The sequence below is a fragment of the Lysobacter luteus genome, from assembly GCF_907164845.1.
Classification (GTDB): Bacteria; Pseudomonadota; Gammaproteobacteria; order Xanthomonadales; family Xanthomonadaceae; genus Novilysobacter; species Novilysobacter luteus.
In genome coordinates, this window is sequence record NZ_OU015430.1 from 212,129 (window position 1) to 226,866 (window position 14,738).

General features: G+C 71.2%; 15 protein-coding genes and 1 pseudogene. 9 read left to right on the forward strand and 7 right to left on the reverse strand.

What is annotated here, in order from left to right; all coding sequences use genetic code 11:
- Window positions 1-51 precede the first annotated feature (51 nt).
- From KOD61_RS01020 to KOD61_RS01030, 3 genes and pseudogenes are all read right to left on the reverse strand, one after another.
- On the reverse strand, window positions 52-300 hold the full coding sequence (locus tag KOD61_RS01020) for a hypothetical protein (protein ID WP_215219238.1): 249 nt from the start codon (window positions 298-300) through the stop codon (window positions 52-54).
- A 66-nt stretch (window positions 301-366) separates the two neighbouring features.
- Entirely contained in the window at window positions 367-1,371 is a 1,005-nt protein-coding gene (locus KOD61_RS01025) for a chorismate transformation enzyme, FkbO/Hyg5 family (protein ID WP_215219239.1), read from the reverse strand.
- Between the two features lie 68 nt (window positions 1,372-1,439).
- Window positions 1,440-2,810, reverse strand: a pseudogene (locus tag KOD61_RS01030) (NAD(P)/FAD-dependent oxidoreductase); the annotation flags it as partial.
- A gap of 109 nt (window positions 2,811-2,919) precedes the next feature.
- Between KOD61_RS01030 and KOD61_RS01035 the strand changes: the two are divergent.
- The 9 genes from KOD61_RS01035 to KOD61_RS01075 all read left to right on the forward strand — a co-directional run bounded on the left by KOD61_RS01035 (window position 2,920) and on the right by KOD61_RS01075 (window position 10,069).
- Window positions 2,920-3,189 (forward strand): phosphopantetheine-binding protein, encoded by a 270-nt coding sequence (locus KOD61_RS01035; RefSeq protein ID WP_215219241.1) that lies wholly within the window; start codon window positions 2,920-2,922, stop codon window positions 3,187-3,189.
- 19 nt (window positions 3,190-3,208) lie between these two features.
- Complete coding sequence (locus KOD61_RS01040) at window positions 3,209-3,901, forward strand: COG4648 family protein (protein ID WP_215219242.1); 693 nt, start codon at window positions 3,209-3,211, stop codon at window positions 3,899-3,901.
- 72 nt (window positions 3,902-3,973) lie between these two features.
- Window positions 3,974-4,273, forward strand: coding sequence for a hypothetical protein (locus tag KOD61_RS01045; protein ID WP_215219243.1), 300 nt, complete (start codon window positions 3,974-3,976; stop codon window positions 4,271-4,273).
- Window positions 4,270-5,247 (forward strand): LpxL/LpxP family acyltransferase, encoded by a 978-nt coding sequence (locus KOD61_RS01050; RefSeq protein WP_215219244.1) that lies wholly within the window; start codon window positions 4,270-4,272, stop codon window positions 5,245-5,247. The genes KOD61_RS01045 and KOD61_RS01050 overlap by 4 nt, the downstream gene beginning before the upstream one ends.
- Window positions 5,168-5,842, forward strand: a complete 675-nt coding sequence (locus tag KOD61_RS01055; RefSeq protein ID WP_215219245.1) for a LolA-related protein — start codon at window positions 5,168-5,170, stop codon at window positions 5,840-5,842. The genes KOD61_RS01050 and KOD61_RS01055 overlap by 80 nt, the downstream gene beginning before the upstream one ends.
- A complete protein-coding gene (locus KOD61_RS01060; protein WP_215219246.1) occupies window positions 5,842-8,214 on the forward strand; it encodes an MMPL family transporter in 2,373 nt (790 codons plus the stop codon). The genes KOD61_RS01055 and KOD61_RS01060 overlap by 1 nt, the downstream gene beginning before the upstream one ends.
- Window positions 8,211-8,696 carry a phosphotransferase gene (locus tag KOD61_RS01065; RefSeq protein ID WP_215219247.1) on the forward strand — a complete coding sequence of 162 codons (486 nt, stop codon included), beginning with the start codon at window positions 8,211-8,213 and terminating at the stop codon, window positions 8,694-8,696. Before KOD61_RS01060 ends, KOD61_RS01065 begins: the two co-directional genes overlap by 4 nt.
- A gap of 39 nt (window positions 8,697-8,735) precedes the next feature.
- Window positions 8,736-9,476 carry a 3-oxoacyl-ACP reductase FabG gene (gene fabG, locus KOD61_RS01070; protein ID WP_215219248.1) on the forward strand — a complete coding sequence of 247 codons (741 nt, stop codon included), beginning with the start codon at window positions 8,736-8,738 and terminating at the stop codon, window positions 9,474-9,476.
- A 131-nt stretch (window positions 9,477-9,607) separates the two neighbouring features.
- On the forward strand, window positions 9,608-10,069 hold the full coding sequence (locus KOD61_RS01075) for a hypothetical protein (protein WP_215219249.1): 462 nt from the start codon (window positions 9,608-9,610) through the stop codon (window positions 10,067-10,069).
- On the opposite strand, the gene KOD61_RS01080 is transcribed toward KOD61_RS01075, so the two are convergent.
- Genes KOD61_RS01080 through KOD61_RS01095 form a run of 4 tightly spaced genes read right to left on the reverse strand, consistent with a single transcriptional unit; the run spans window position 10,066 to window position 14,552 of the window.
- Entirely contained in the window at window positions 10,066-11,736 is a 1,671-nt protein-coding gene (locus KOD61_RS01080; protein ID WP_215219250.1) for an NAD(P)/FAD-dependent oxidoreductase, read from the reverse strand. The two genes, KOD61_RS01075 and KOD61_RS01080, sit on opposite strands and share 4 nt — an antisense overlap.
- Window positions 11,733-12,551, reverse strand: a complete 819-nt coding sequence (locus KOD61_RS01085) for a glycosyltransferase family 2 protein (RefSeq protein WP_215219251.1) — start codon at window positions 12,549-12,551, stop codon at window positions 11,733-11,735. The genes KOD61_RS01080 and KOD61_RS01085 overlap by 4 nt, the downstream gene beginning before the upstream one ends.
- Window positions 12,544-13,338, reverse strand: coding sequence for a beta-ketoacyl synthase chain length factor (locus tag KOD61_RS01090; protein ID WP_215220225.1), 795 nt, complete (start codon window positions 13,336-13,338; stop codon window positions 12,544-12,546). Before KOD61_RS01090 ends, KOD61_RS01085 begins: the two co-directional genes overlap by 8 nt.
- A gap of 2 nt (window positions 13,339-13,340) precedes the next feature.
- Window positions 13,341-14,552 carry a beta-ketoacyl-[acyl-carrier-protein] synthase family protein gene (locus KOD61_RS01095; protein ID WP_215219252.1) on the reverse strand — a complete coding sequence of 404 codons (1,212 nt, stop codon included), beginning with the start codon at window positions 14,550-14,552 and terminating at the stop codon, window positions 13,341-13,343.
- Window positions 14,553-14,738 lie beyond the last annotated feature (186 nt).

Below are 14,738 nucleotides of genomic sequence, written 5' to 3' on the forward strand. Positions count from 1 at the left end.
TCTACGCCCGTGCGGTTGGCGCGGGCCGCGCCCGGCGAGCGCCGGCGTCGGTCAGATGATGCCGCCGCCCAGGCTGAGCCGGACGATGCCGACGATGATCACGATGCCGTTCAGCACCAGGCCGGCCTTGGCGCGGCCGCGCTTCTCGGGGCTGGTCAGGCCGATGCCGATGGCGGCGATGACCGCACCGATCGCGGCGAACGGGATCAGGAACCAGTTGCCCCAGCCGAGCAGCGGGATCAGCGCGATCACCATCCAGACCATCGCGACCACGCCCCAGATCAGGCTGATCAGTCCCATTGCTCGTCTCCCGGTGCCATTCTGCGTTGCGACCATGGTGCCCGCGGGACCGCGGCGGCGCACGGCTCAAAGGTCATGGACGCCGTCGATCTCGATCCGCAGCTCGGGCCGGCAGATCGCCGCGTGCAGCACGATCCGCGGTACCGCCGGGTCCAGGCGGGTGTCCAGCAGGGCCGCGACGGTGTCGAGCTCGGCCGCGTCGCGCACGTAGACCTTGAGCCGCGAACCCGCGCCGAACTTGATCGGCAGCGACGGGCGGCGGGCGTGGGCGGTCGCCAGCAGGCTGTCGAAGTTGGCCAGGGTCTCGTCAAGCTGGGTTTCGACCGAGTCGGCGTGGCGCGACTCGTGGCCGACGATCGCGGCGGTGCCCGACAGCAACAGTGGCATGGCCGCACCCGCCGGCGGCAGGAGCGCGCGGGCGAAGCTCGGCGGTTGCGGACCGTACTGGCGCGGGTAGCGATAGGCACTGATCTGGCGCGGGTTTTCAAGCGGCACGCCAGGCCGGGTGCAGGCGAGCCAGTACACCTGCAGGCGACGATGGCCATCGACCCGGCCAATGGCGGTGGCGGCGGGCAAACGGGTCGATTCGAAACCGCCCAGCCCCGATGCACGTCCGACGCAGAAGCGCCGGTAACGTTCTTCATCACCGCTGCCGGTGGTGATGCCGTCGAGGTAGTTCCAGATCCGCAACAGGTGCGGAAAGCCCCGTGCATCGATGAACCCGAGCATGCGTCGGTAGGCCTCGTCGGCGGCGGTACCGATGTCGTCGTCGCCGGGCTCATCGATCTCGATCGCGCCGAACTGGAGCACGCCGTCGCTGGCCCAGGCGACGCCGTCCGCGCGGCCATGGGTGACGGCACCGCCCGCGCGCCAGACCTCCAGCGGCGCCGTGCCATGCGGCTCGAGCGCGACCCGCAGGTAGCGTGGATCGTCGCTGCGCGGGGCGTTCTCGCCGAAACCGAATACCGCCAGCACGTCCGGCTCGCGCAGCAGCGCCGCCAGGTCGGCGTCGAGGTAGTCGACCGCCAACCGCGGCATGCCGTCCGCGGGGTCCACCGTCGCGGCGCTCAACGCGCGGGCTCCGTGTCGTGGTGACCGAAGTCCGGCAGGGGCTGCGAGACGGCGGGGGACGCGGTGGCAGCGTCGCGCATGTCGTCGGCCTGCACCGTATCCCCACCGAACAGGACCGACGGCTGGCGACGACGCTCGCGCCAGGCACGCAGTGCCATCGGGGCCATCCGGATCGCGCCCACCGCGTAGAGGAGGCGGAACAGCCGCAACCGCCAGCGCACGGCCGGCGCGTCGAACACGTCGCCGGCGAGCATCGAGATCACCGCCTGCTCGACCTTGAGCACGTTGCGCGGGCGCGAGAACATCGCCTTCATGGTCGGCGAGGTGAACCGGTAGATGAACCACTTGAACTCATCAAGGCCGCGCGTGAGCTTCTTCTCCAGCGCCGTCATGACCTCCGCCTCGCGCGCGGGCTCGCGCAGCACCGCATCGACCGCGTCGGCACCCAGCTCGGCGCCGTTCATCGCCAGGAACACGCCCGACGAGAACATCGGGTCGACGAACGTCCACGCGTCGCCCAGCAGCATCCAGCCCGGCCCGCTCATGCGGCTGCAGTCGTAGGCGTAGTTGCCGGTGGCATGCACCGGCGCCACCCGCACGGCGTCGCGCATGCGCACCGCGGCGGCAGGAACGGATTCGAGGGTGCGCTGCAGGAATGCCTCGCTGTCGCCGCGGCGCTGCTTGAGGTACTCGGGCGTGCACACCGCGCCGACGCTGGTGACGCCGCCGCGCAGCGGGATCATCCAGAGCCAGCCGTGCTCGTGCCGGATGATGCTGACGTTGCCGGCATCCTCGCCGGGCCGGCGCTCGACACCGGTGTAGTGGCTGAACAGTGCCGCCGATGCATGCCGGGGGTTGCGGCGCTTCAGGCCGAGCCTGGCCCCGAGGAACGCGTCGCGGCCGCTGGCGTCGACGAGATAGCGCGGCTGGAACCGCAGCGGGCCATCGTCGCCGCGCGCATGTACCAGCGTCGCGCCTCCATCCAGCTCGACCCGATCGACCCGGACGCCGTCGCGTGCGTCCACGCCCTGCGCGCGCGCGTGGTCGAACAGCAGCTGGTCGAACTCCGCACGCTTGACGTGGAAGGCAAAGCCGGGGCTGTCACCGAGCGCGCGCTTGAACGGGAAGCGGTTGTAGCTGCCGTCGTCGACCGGGAAGTCGGCGCCGAGCTTGAGCACGCCGATCCCGCGGACCTGATCAAGCACCCCGAGCCGCTCGAGGATCGGCATGTTCATCGGCAGCAACGACTCGCCGATATGGAACCGGGGGTGCCGCTCCTTCTCCAGCATCGTCACCTGCCAGCCCTTGCGCGCCAGCAGCGTGGCGATGGTCGAGCCGGCCGGGCCGCCACCGATGACGAGGACGTCGGGGCGGGCGATGGCCCCGGGGGTGGCGGATGCGGTGGGCGCGGCGGTGCTGGCGGGATCGGACACGGTCATGGGCGGCATGATACTTGGCGGCCCACCGGCGGTTGGATCGGCTCTTGGTTGCGCGGCGCCCTCCGATCGCGGATCGTTGCCGGCAATCGTCGTCCACTGGAATTACCCGATGTCCGTACAGAGCCCCGCCGAGCACGAACTGGCGCAACTGCTGGTCGAAAGCCTCAACCTCGAGGGCGTGGCGCCCGACAGCATCGACCCGGAGGCGCCGCTGTTCGGCGACGGGCTGGGGCTGGATTCGATCGACGCGCTCGAGCTGGCGCTGGCGATCAGCAAGAAGTACGGCTTCCAGCTGCGTTCGGACAGCGACGAGAACCGTCGCATCTTCTCCTCGCTGCGCGCGCTTTCGGCGCATATCGACCAGAACCGGGCGGCCTGACCCGGCCCCGGCGCCGCCGGTGAACCGCCTCGCCGCGCTGCGGCTGCTGCTCGCGATTGCGTATCCACTGCTGGCCCACGGTGCCAGCGTCGAAGGCAGCGGCATGCTCGCACTCGTGGCACTGGCCGACCTGGCGGTGATCGTCCTGCTCGATCCACTGGCGCGCCTGCGCGGCTGGGCCTGGGCGACGCTGGCCGTGGTGGTCGCCGGCCTGTGGGCGCTCCGCGGCAGCGCGGTGCCGGCCCTGCTGCTGCTGGCACCGCCGATGGTGTTCACCGGGCTGCTGTCGTGGTGGTTCGGCCGCAGCCTGGGCGCCGGCCGGGTACCGCTGATCAGCCGCATCGTCGCCGGCCTGGAAGGCTGCGCGCCGGCGCAGTTGCGGGACGACCTGAAGGCGTACACGCGCCGGCTGACCCTGCTGTGGGCGCTGCTGCTGGGCGGTCTCGCGCTGGTCAACGGCGTGCTTGCGCTGGTCGCGGTGCCGGACGGCGTGCTCGCCCGGCTCGGTCATCCGCCGCTGTTCACGGTCTCGCAGGACGCCTGGTCGTGGTTCGCCAACCTGCTCAATTACGGGATCGTCGGTGGCTTCTTCATCGGCGAATACCTCTACCGCAAGCGCCGGTTCGCGGACCGGCCGTATCGCGATTTCCCGGACTTCCTGCGCAGGATGGCGGCGCTGGGGCCGGCGTTCTGGCGGACCCTGTTCGACTGAGCGGCGGCGGCCCGCCCGCGCCGTGGGCCGTGCTGCCTTATCCTTTGCGACCTCCCGCCGGTCGAGCCTGCCGTGTCCGCCTTTACCATCCCCGCCGATCATCCGAGCCTGCCCGGGCATTTCCCGGGCCGCCCGCTGGTGCCCGGCGTGGTGGTGCTGGACCGCGTCATGGAAGCGATCGAGGCGCGGGACGGGGCGCTGCCTGCCGGCCTGCGGTTGCCGCAGGTGAAGTTCCTGCAGCCACTGCTGCCGGGGGAGGTCGCGCGGGTGGAGCTGGACGGTGGCGCGCCGCGCTGGCGCTTCCGGGTACTGCGCGGCGACGACGTGCTGGCCACGGGTGAAGTCGTCGCCGACACCGGTACCACGGCGTGAGCGCGGACTGGAAGCAGCGGCCCGAGGGTGGCGGCTGGTTCGCCATCTGGCTGATCCGCAACATCGCCCGTTACGGCGGTCGCGCGGTCGCGCGCGTGCTGCTGTATCCGATCACGCTGTACTTCCTGCTCGTCCGCGGACCGGAGCGCAAAGCCTCGCGCGACTACCTGCGGCGTGTGCTTGGCCGCCCCGCCGGGCTGCCCGATGTCGCCCGCCACATCCACGCCTTCGCCGCGACCATCCTCGACCGCGTCTTCATGCTGAGCGGACAGATGGAGCGGTTCGAGGTGCGCATCGACGGGCTCGAGCCGCTGCACGAACAGATCGACCGCGGCCGCGGCGTGCTGATGTTCGGCTCGCACCTGGGCAGTTTCGAGGTGCTGCGGGTGCTTGCGCGCCAACGCCCCGACGTGACCGTCCGGGTGGTGCTCGACAAGGCCCACAACCCGGCGATGACGCAGTTGCTGGACGCACTCAACCCGGAGATCGCGCGCACCGTGATCGACGCCGGCCAGGACGGCCCGTCGATCGTCATGGCGATCCGCGAGGCCACCGACGCCGGCGCGCTGGTGGCGCTGCTGGTCGACCGCACCCACCCGGGCCAGCCGTCGCAGCCGGCAACGTTCCTCGGCGATACGGCGCACTTCCCGGTGGCGCCCTGGCTGATCGCGGCCGTGCTCAAGGTACCGGTGGTGCTGGCGTTTGGCCTGTACCGCGGCGGGCGGCGCTACGACCTCGCCTTCGAGCTGTTCAGCGAGGGCATCGACATGCCGCGCCAACATCGCCAACAGCTGCTGGCGGGACTGGTCCAGCGCTACGCCGGCCGGTTGGCGCACCATGCACGCACCGCGCCATACAACTGGTTCAACTTCTACGACTTCTGGCAGACCGATCATGCGAACGCGCCTCAACCCGACCGCCTGGCTGCTGGTACTGCTGGCAGCGACCGGCTCGCTCCACGCCGCGGCGCCTGAGCAGGCACCGGCCGGTGATGCGGTCAGCAGCGAGTGGATCCTCGACCGGCTCGCCCGGCCGGCGCCCATGCGCACCCGCTTCGTCGAGCTGCGCGAGTCGCGGCTACTGAAAAACCCGCTTCGGCTGAGCGGGGAATACCGCCGGCCGGAAGACGACGTGCTCGTGCGCGAGGTCCGTGCGCCGTATGCCGAGACCACCACCATCGCCGCCGGCGAAGCGACGATCGAGCGCGCGGGCAAGTCGCCGCGCACGTTCGCACTGTCGCGTGCGCCCGAACTCGCCGGCCTGCAGGCAAGTTTCGGCGCGCTGCTGTCGGGCGACCGGGAGCAGCTGGACGAGTACTACACGGTGGAGTCCAGCGGAACCCGCCAGGACTGGGTGCTGACCTTGCTGCCCAGGAAGCCCGAGCTGGCGATGAAGGTCCGTGACATCACGTTGCACGGACGGGGCGCCGAGCTGCGGTGCATCGAGACCCGCACGCCGGATGACCCGGCCCCGCAGCGCACGCTGCTGGCCGGCGCGGCCACCGCCGCGGCGGATATCGGCGACGCCAGTCGTTTCGCCGCGCTGTGCCACGGCGATTCCACCGAGTGATGGCCGGCCCCGGTTCCACGTCGGCGCGACGGCTGGGCCTCGCGCTGGCCTGGCTCGCCGTGTTGCTGCTGGCCGGCTGGTGGATCGCGCCGCGGATCGAGCTCAGCGGCGACCTGCGCAAGTTCATGCCGAGCGCGCAGACGCCGGCGCAGAAGCTGCTCATCGACGAACTCGGCGAAGGACCCGGCTCGCGCCTGCTGCTACTGGCGTTGTCGGGTGCAGACGCGGACGTGTTGGCCGCGCAATCGGATGCCTTGCGCGCCCGCCTTGCCGATGATCCCCGGTTCGTCCTGGTGGCCAACGGCGGGGCGGCGGGGCTGGCGGCGATCCCCGAGCGCCTGCGTTCCTACCGCTACCTGCTGTCGCCGACGCTGGACACTACGTCACTGGATGCCACGTATCTCGGCGACCAACTCGAAGCGCGCGTGCAGGACCTGGGTTCACCGGTCGCGGCGCTGGTGGAGCCGTTGCTGCCCGCCGACCCCACACTGGAGACGCTGGTGCTCGCCGAGAGCTGGCAGCCGGCTGACGCCCCGCAGACCCTGCACGGCGTCTGGTTTGACCGTGCCGGCGAACAGGCATTGCTGGCGGTGCAGACCCGCGCCGCGGGGTTCGATCCGACCGGGCAGCAGGACGCGGTCGGCGCGATCGAAGATGCCTTCGGTACCGTGCGCGGCGTCAGCGGGACGCGGCTGGAGATGACGGGTCCCGGTGCGTTCTCGGTCGAGGTCGGTGGCCGCACGCAACGCGAGGCCAGCCGCATCGGCAGCCTCGACACACTGGTGTTCGTCCTGCTGCTCGCGCTGGCCTACCGCAGCTGGAAGGCGCCGCTGCTCGGTGCGCTGCCATTAGCCAGTGGCGGCCTGGCCGGCCTGGCCGCGGTTGCCCTCGGGTTCGACGGCGTGCACGGGATCACCGTCGCGTTCGGCTTCACCCTGATCGGCGTCGCGCAGGATTACCCGATCCACCTCTTCAGCCACCAGCGGCCCGGGCTGTCGCCCTGGGCCAGCGCCCGCGCGCTGTGGCCGACGCTCGGCACCGGCGTCGCCGCCACCTGCATCGCCTACCTGACGTTCCTGGTGTCGGGCGTGGAAGGGCTGGAACAGCTCGCGGTGTTCACCGTGGTGGGGCTCGGCGTGGCCGCCCTGACGACGCGGTTCATGTTGCCGGGGCTGATCGACCCGGCGCCGCGTGACGTCGCCGATACGCTCTGGCTGGACCGCGCATGGACGCGACGCTCGCGTTGGCCGCGGCTCGGCGTCGCCGGTGGCCTGGCGATCGCATTGCTGGCTGGCGCGGTCGCATGGTTCGCGCCGGGTCCGTTCTGGCAGAACGACCTGTCGCGGCTGACGCCGGTGCCGGCCGACGCCCTGGCCCGCGACGCGCAACTGCGGGCCGAGCTCGGTGCGCCGGACGTGCGCTACCTGATCGCGCTGCGCGGTGACGACGCCGAGGCGGCCCTGCGCGCGGCCGAACGCCTGCACCCTACGCTCGAGCGGCTCCGCGCGGACGGCGGCGTCGCCGGCTTCGACCATGCCGCGCGTTACCTGCCCAGCACGGCGACCCAGCGCACACGGCAGCAGCGTCTGCCCGATCCCGACACGTTGCGTGCCGACCTGGCCGCCGCGGTGGCCGCCAGCCCGTTCCGGGATGACGTGTTCGCGCCGTTCCTGACCGACGTCGCCGCCGCGCGCGAAGCCACGCCGCTGACGGTCGACGACCTTGCCGGCACGCCCTTGGCGGCGCGCGTCGACGGCCTGCTGTTGCGCGGCGACGACGGCGCCACCGCGCTCGTCGCGCTGAGCGGCATCGCCGACCCGGTCGCGGTCGCGCGTGTCGTCGATGCTGCCGGTGCGCAGCTGCTCGACCTCAAGCAGGCGTCCGAGTCGCTGGTTGCCGACTACCGGCAACGGGTGCTGTGGGCGCTGGCGCTGGCGGCGGTCCTGCTGGCGGCAACGGTCTGGGTCGCGCTGCGGTCTTCGCGCCGCGTGCTGCGGGTGCTCGCGCCGATGCTGCTGACCACGGTGCTGGTGCTGGCGGTGCTGCGCGGCGCCGGGGTGGAACTCAACCTGTTCCACCTGGTCGCCCTGATCCTCGGCGCCGGGCTCGGGCTCGACTACGCGCTTTTCTTCGACCACGCCGGTGATGGGCGCAAGGAGCAGTTGCGCGCGCTGCACGCGATCATCGTCTGCAGCCTCACCACGCTGCTGGTGTTCTCGCTGCTGGCCGCCTCGAGCATCCCGGTGCTGCGTGCGATCGGCGGAACGGTCGCGCTCGGCGTGTTGTTCAACTTCGTCCTGGCGCTGCTGATCGTCCCGCGCCCGCTCGCCGCTACGCCGGTGCCGCGCGATCCCGAGGTGGACGCCGCATGAGCGCGACCAACGTGGGAACCGACCATCGCATCGACCGGGCGCGGATCACCGCGCTGATCCCGCACCAGGGCGCGATGTGCCTGTGGGACGAGGTGCTGGACTGGGACGCCGGGGCGATCCGGTTGCGCACCACCGGACATCGCGCTTCCGACAACCCGCTGCGCAGCGATGGCGGCCTGCGCGCGGTGCACCTGTGCGAGTACGGCGCCCAGGCCATGGCCGTCCATGGCGGATTGCTGGCCTCGGCAGCCGGCGGCGCCGCGCCGCCGGGGGTGCTGGTGGCCTTGCGCGGCGTGCAACTGCACGTTGCGCGCATCGACGGGCTTGCAGGGGACCTGGTGTGCGAGGCGGAGCGCCTGGTCGCATTCGACAGCAGCCAGCAGTACGGCTTCCGCATCAGTCACGACCAGGTATTGCTGGCCGAAGGTCGCGCGGCGGTCGTGCTGCAACCGACCACGGCCCCGGAGCAGGGGCGGCCGTAGCAGGCGACAATGCGGCAACCCCGATCCGGAGACCGCCCGATGCCCGCACCATCCAGCGCACCACGCCGTGCCCTCGTGACCGGCGGCAGCGGCGACATCGGCGGCGCGATCTGCATGCGCCTGGCCGCCGACGGCCTGCATGTGATCGTCCACGCCAACGGCAACCTCGCGCGTGCCGAAGCGGTGGTCGCGGCGATCCACCATGAGGGCGGCAGTGCCGAGGCGGTGGCGTTCGATGTCGCCGATGGCGAGGTCACCCGCGCCGCGATCGAGGCCCTGCTCGCCGACGGCCCGGTCCAGGTACTGGTCAACAACGCCGGCATCCATGACGACGCGCCGATGGCCGGCATGAGCGATTCGCAGTGGAAGCGGGTGGTGGACGTGTCGCTGCACGGCTTTTTCCACGTCACCCAGCCACTGCTGCTGCCGATGGCGCGCACGCGCTGGGGGCGCATCGTCAGCGTGTCGTCGGTGGCCGCGGTGCTAGGCAACCGCGGGCAGGCCAACTACGCCGCCGCCAAGGCCGCGCTGCACGGCGCCAGCAGGTCGCTGGCACGCGAGATGGCCAGCCGCGGCATCAGCGTCAACGTGGTTGCGCCTGGCGTGATCGCCGGGCGCATGGCCAGCGCGGCGTTCGAGCCGGAAATGGTCAAGCAGATGGTGCCGGCCGGGCGTCCCGGCACGCCCGAAGAGGTTGCCGCGCTGGTCGCGTTCCTGTGCTCGGACGCGGCCGGCTACGTCAACGGCCAGGTGATCGGCATCAACGGCGGGATGGGCTGAGCCGCCCGATCGACGTTCGCCTGCCCCGTGCCCGGCACGATGACATTCACCCGGCGCTGTGCCGCGCGGCGCAATACTCGCGGCCGACGCCTCCGGCGCCCGCCCCACGTCGATCCGAGGAGGATCCGCGCATGCGTATTTTTTCAACCCTCGTCCTGGGACTTGTCCTTGCCGCCGCCGGTTGCGCCAGCACCTCCAAGGTGATGCTGGGCCAGGCCCGGCCGGCCATCGCGCCCGAGCAGGTGCAGGTGTACTTCTCGGCGCCGCCCGGGCGCTACGAGGAGATCGCGATGCTGGAGACCTCCAGCGGCCAGTTCACCTACGGCGCGCAGAACAAGATGGACGAGGTGCTCGGCAAGCTGCGGGTCGCGGCGGCGGAGCTGGGTGCCAACGGTGTGCTGTTCGAGGGTTCCGCGCAGGGTCCGGGCGGCGGCAACGTCGGCATCGGCGTGGGAGGCGGCCGGTTCGGTGGCAGCAGCCATCTGGGCGGTGGCGTCGGGGTGAGCATCAGCCCCAGCCGCACCCATGCGCGCGGCGTCGCGGTCTACGTGTTCGACCCGCCGCCGATGGGCACGCAGCCCCCGCGTCCCTAGGCCGACGCCTCCGCAGGCGCGGCTGGCGCCTGCACGTCATCGAAGCCGTACCACTCCGGGCCGAGCAACGGATCGGGACCGATGCTTCGTCCGCCGACAAGCGCGCCCAAGCCGTGGTCGTCGAGGTCGGCGTGCACGCCGCGGGCACGCGCCAGCAGTTCCGCGGCCAGCTCCTCCATCAACGCGACGTTAGCCTTGAGCTTGGCGACCAGGGCGTCGTCATCAAGCGGCTCCGACAGCGTGCGGTTGAGTTCGTGGAACCAGCCGAGCCGGTACTGGTCCAGGTTGCGGCCATCCAACGGGGCCGTCGCGGGCGCGTCGTTGCGCCGGCCCCATTCGCGCAGCATCGGTTGCATGGCCGCATTCAGTGCTTCGGCGCGGGCGAAGGCGTCGCGCAGGCGCGAAAGCACCGGCAGGCACGCGAGCCGCTCGGCAAAGTACAGCGGCGCCAGCAGCGACCAGTAGAACGTGTAATCCCAGATCACCTTCAGCGGCATCAGCCGCGCGTCGCCGAACAGCGCGTACTGGCCGGTGTAGAGGCTCAGGGTGTTCTCGTAGAACGACAGGAACAGCTGCTGGTACAGCGCGGCATGGGCGCCGATCGACTCGCCGGCGCGGTCGCGCGCCAGCAGCTCGCAGATATACCCGTTGGCCATCGCGATGAAGTCGCTGCCGGGCGAATAGAACGGGTCGGCAAACACACCCGCCTCGCCGGTGATCGCCCAGCGGTGCTCGGAGAACAGCTGCGTGCAGCCGTACGAAAACCCGCGAAGGAAGCGGAAGTCCTGCGGCGGGTGGTCGCCGGTTTCGAGCGTGGCGGCCAGCCGCGGCTGGTGCTCGCGCAGCCAGTCCATCGCCTTGGCATGCGTGTTCATCGACGCGATGGGATGCATCGTGCCATCGCAGACGATGCCGATGGAGTGCGCGCCCGAGGACAGCGGGATGGTCCAGACCCAGTAGCCCGGGCCGCACAGGTGGTTGGTCGAGCGCCAGCGATCCGGTGGGCTGCAGCGGTTCTGCCACGCCGCATCGGTGGACCAGTCGTTGGGATCGATGTGTCCCTCGACGCGCCACCATGCTGCGTTGGCGTCGTGCGCGTTGGCCTCGGCCAGTCCCAGCTTGCGCTTCAGCAGGCCGGCGCGGCCGCTGGCATCGACCAGCCAGCGCGCCTGCACGGCGTGCATCTCACCGTCGCGTTCGACCTGCACGACGTGTGGCGCATCGTCCCCGGCCAGGTCGATGCCGCGCACGACCGCACCGTCGACGAAATCGACCCCGAGCGCGCGGGCGTGTTCGCCCAGGAAGTTCTCGAAACGGCCGCGATCGAGCTGCCACGACGGCGTCGGCAGCAGCGCGCTGACGCCGACCTCGGTGCAGCGGTCGACCGCCTGCCGCCCTTCGCTGAAGAAAAACCGGAAGCCGAACTTGCGGATCTGCTCGCTGTCGAGGTGTTCGCGCAGGCCCAGCACGTGGGCGAAATAATGCGCCCCGATCTCGACCGTGGACTCACCGACCTTGAATGCCCCTTCCGGTACCGGGTGTGCCTGTCGCTCGATAACGGTGATGGCCAGGCCCGGATCCTGCCGTCGCAGCTGGACCGCAAGGCTCAGGCCGGCCAGCCCGCCACCGACAATGGCGACGTCGACGCGGCCGGGCGGCGCGCTCACCGCTGTCGCGCCGGTTGCGCCGCGGTGAACGTGGCGAACTCACCGCTGGGGTCGTCGATCAGCGGCGGATTGGCGCGGATGCTGCGATACACCTGCGTGATGCCGCCGCGCCGCAACACCTGCCCGACCACGTGGCCGGTGATCCGGCTGAAGTCGCGCAATGGCCTGAAATGGCTGGCGCGGAACTCCTCGTCGGTGTGCACGCAGGCGTAGCGCGATTCGATCGGCACCGACACGCAGCGGGTGCCCAGCTCCTGCGCGGCCGAGATGAGTATCTGCGCCTCGAACACGAAGTCTTCGCCCGGCACGTCGCCAAGCGCGGCGACCGCGGCCGGATACAGGCGCTGGCCGCTTTGGGTGTCGGCGATCCGGTAGCCGGTGCCCCAGGCGATGCCCCAGTCGCCGAATGCATTCGCGAGCCGGCGGTAGCGTGGCTGCTGCGCGCGCTTGCGCAGGCGCGCACCGATCACGATGTGGTCGGGATAGCGGCTGGCGGCCTCCAGCAGGCGCGGGATGTCGGCCGCCAGGTGCTGGCCGTCGCCGTCCATCGTCAGCACGCCCTTGAAGCCGCGCCGCAATGCCTCCTCGAACCCGCCGCGCAGGCTGGCGCCCTTGCCGCGGCGCTGAGGATGGCGCAGCAGCACGATCGGCAGGTCGGCGATTTGCGCGATGGTGTCGTCTTCCGAACCGTCGTCGATGACGATCACGTTCGGGCATTCGGCCAGCGCGCCCTCGACGACCCCGCGGATGCGCAAAGCTTCGTTGAGCGCGGGGATGACCACGGCGATGTTGTTGCGGTTCAACCGATCAGCCATGCACGGGCTCCGGGTAGGTGAGTGCGGCCCGCAGGATCCTTCCGGGGCCGGCCTTGAGGGTGGCCGCCGGCGCGCCCATGGCGAGCGGGTCGAACAGCGACAGCATCGGGGTCATTGCGTTATCCGGCGTGAAGCGCGCAAGTGCGCCAGTCCCGCCGGCGGCCACGCCGTCGTCCAGCGCAACCGTCAGTCTCGCCGCGCCGGGACGCTCCGCGCGCGACAGCACCAGCGCCGCGCCCAACAGTCCCTCGCTGGGCGATACCTGCGCCAGGGGACCGGCCGATGCACCGTCGTAGCCGACCAGCAGTACCGCCTCGGCGCCCGTGGCCAGCTGCACCATCGCCTCGACCAGGCCCTGCGCGAAGGTCGCGTCGAATGCACTGATCGCATTGGCGCCGTGCATCGCGCCGGTGCCGATAGTCCAGTAGCCGGCCGCGGCGTTGTGCACCGAGTTGTGGAAGCGGATGGGCGAGATCGACTGCGGCTGGGTTGCCAGCGTGGTGCACATGTAGTCGGTGATCGCCAGCTCGCCGTGGGTGGAGGCAAACACCGACGGCAGCGTGGAAGGTTCGCGGCCCGCGTCCGCGCAGGCGGCCAGTGCGACCTCGAGTGCGACGGCGACGGTTTCGGGTGCGCGCCGGCGCTCATTGGGCGCGAGCAGCTGCGGGGATGGCCGCGATGGCGCGACGTCCGGCAGCACCCCATCCCGTGCAAACACCCGCGCGGCGTCCCACGACGGGAGGCCGCGGGTCCAGAAGCCGATGCCCTGGATGGTGGCGGCCAGCAGGCTCATCGCGCCCTCCCGAACACCAGCGAGCAGTTGTTGCCGCCGAAACCGAACGAGTTGTTCATCGCGTACGCGACCTCGCCGGCGGCGTTCGCGAACCGGATCTGCGGGCCGCAGGCCGGGTCGGGCGAGTCGCTGTTGAGGATGCCGGGCAGGGTGCCGTGCTCCAGCGCGAGCAGCGCGAACACCGACTCGACGATGCCGGCCGCACCGAGGGTGTGGCCGGTCCATCCCTTGGTCGAGCTGGCGTGCAGGGTCGGGGGGAACATCGACGCCACCGCGGCCGCCTCGATGCTGTCGTTCGCCGGCGTGGCGGTCCCGTGCAGGTTGAGGTAGCCGACCTGCGAGGCATCGATGCCGGCGCGCGCCAGTGCGTCGCGCATCGCGAGCCGCGCACCCAGGCCTTCCGGGTGCGGGGTCGACATGTGGTGGGCGTCGCTGGACTCGCCGTAGCCACGCAGTTGCAGGCCGGGGCCACCGCCGTCCGCGCGTTCGAGCACGGCGTAGCCGCCCGCCTCGCCGAGTGACAGGCCATCGCGCGCGATATCGAATGGCCTGCATGGTGCGGCGGACACCAGCTGCAGCGAGTTGAAGCCGTACAGCACGCTGCCGCAGAGGGTATCGACGCCGCCGACGAGGGCCGCATCGGCGAGGCCGGCGTCGATCAGGCGCGCGGCTTGGGCGAAGACCTTGGCGCTGGACGAACACGCGGTGGCGACCGTCACGCACGGACCCCGGAGCCCGGTCACGTGCTGCACGAAATCGCCGGTGGCGTGCACCGTGTGGACGATCGGCCGGGCGATGTCGGTGGGGAATGCCGGCGCGCCGTCATTGCCGGTGGCGAGGCGGCGGTAGGCCTGCTCGGTTTCGCCGATGGACGACGTCGAGGTGCCGATGACGGTCGCGACGCGCTCGGCGCCATGGCGCGCGACCACCGCGGCAATCGCATCGGGCAGGCCGTCCTGCTGCAGGGCCAGCCACGCCAGCCGATTGTTCCGGCAATCCCAGCGTTCGGCGCCGGCCGGCAACGCGACATCTTCGACTCCCTCGACCCGGCCGATCCAGCACGGTAGCGGTGCCCCGTCCTCGCCCAACGGGCCGAAATCGTTGGGGCGCAGGCCGCTGCGGCGGTCGAGCAGGGCGCGGTGCTGCGCCCCGGCACCGCGGCCCAGCGCGGTCGTCGCGGTAAACGCGCGGATCGCGATCGGGGCCATGGGTGGATACGGGGACGCTGGCGGCACTCGGGCTTCCTGGTTCGATGGAGTTCTGGCGGTGGACGGCCGAGCATGGCCGCCCGGCGTGAGACGCAACGAAGTATGCCAGCGCCCACGGGCTGAACAGGCGGACGCGCGACGTCGGCACCCGCTGGGCACGGCTGATCGGCCACCGCCGGATGCTGT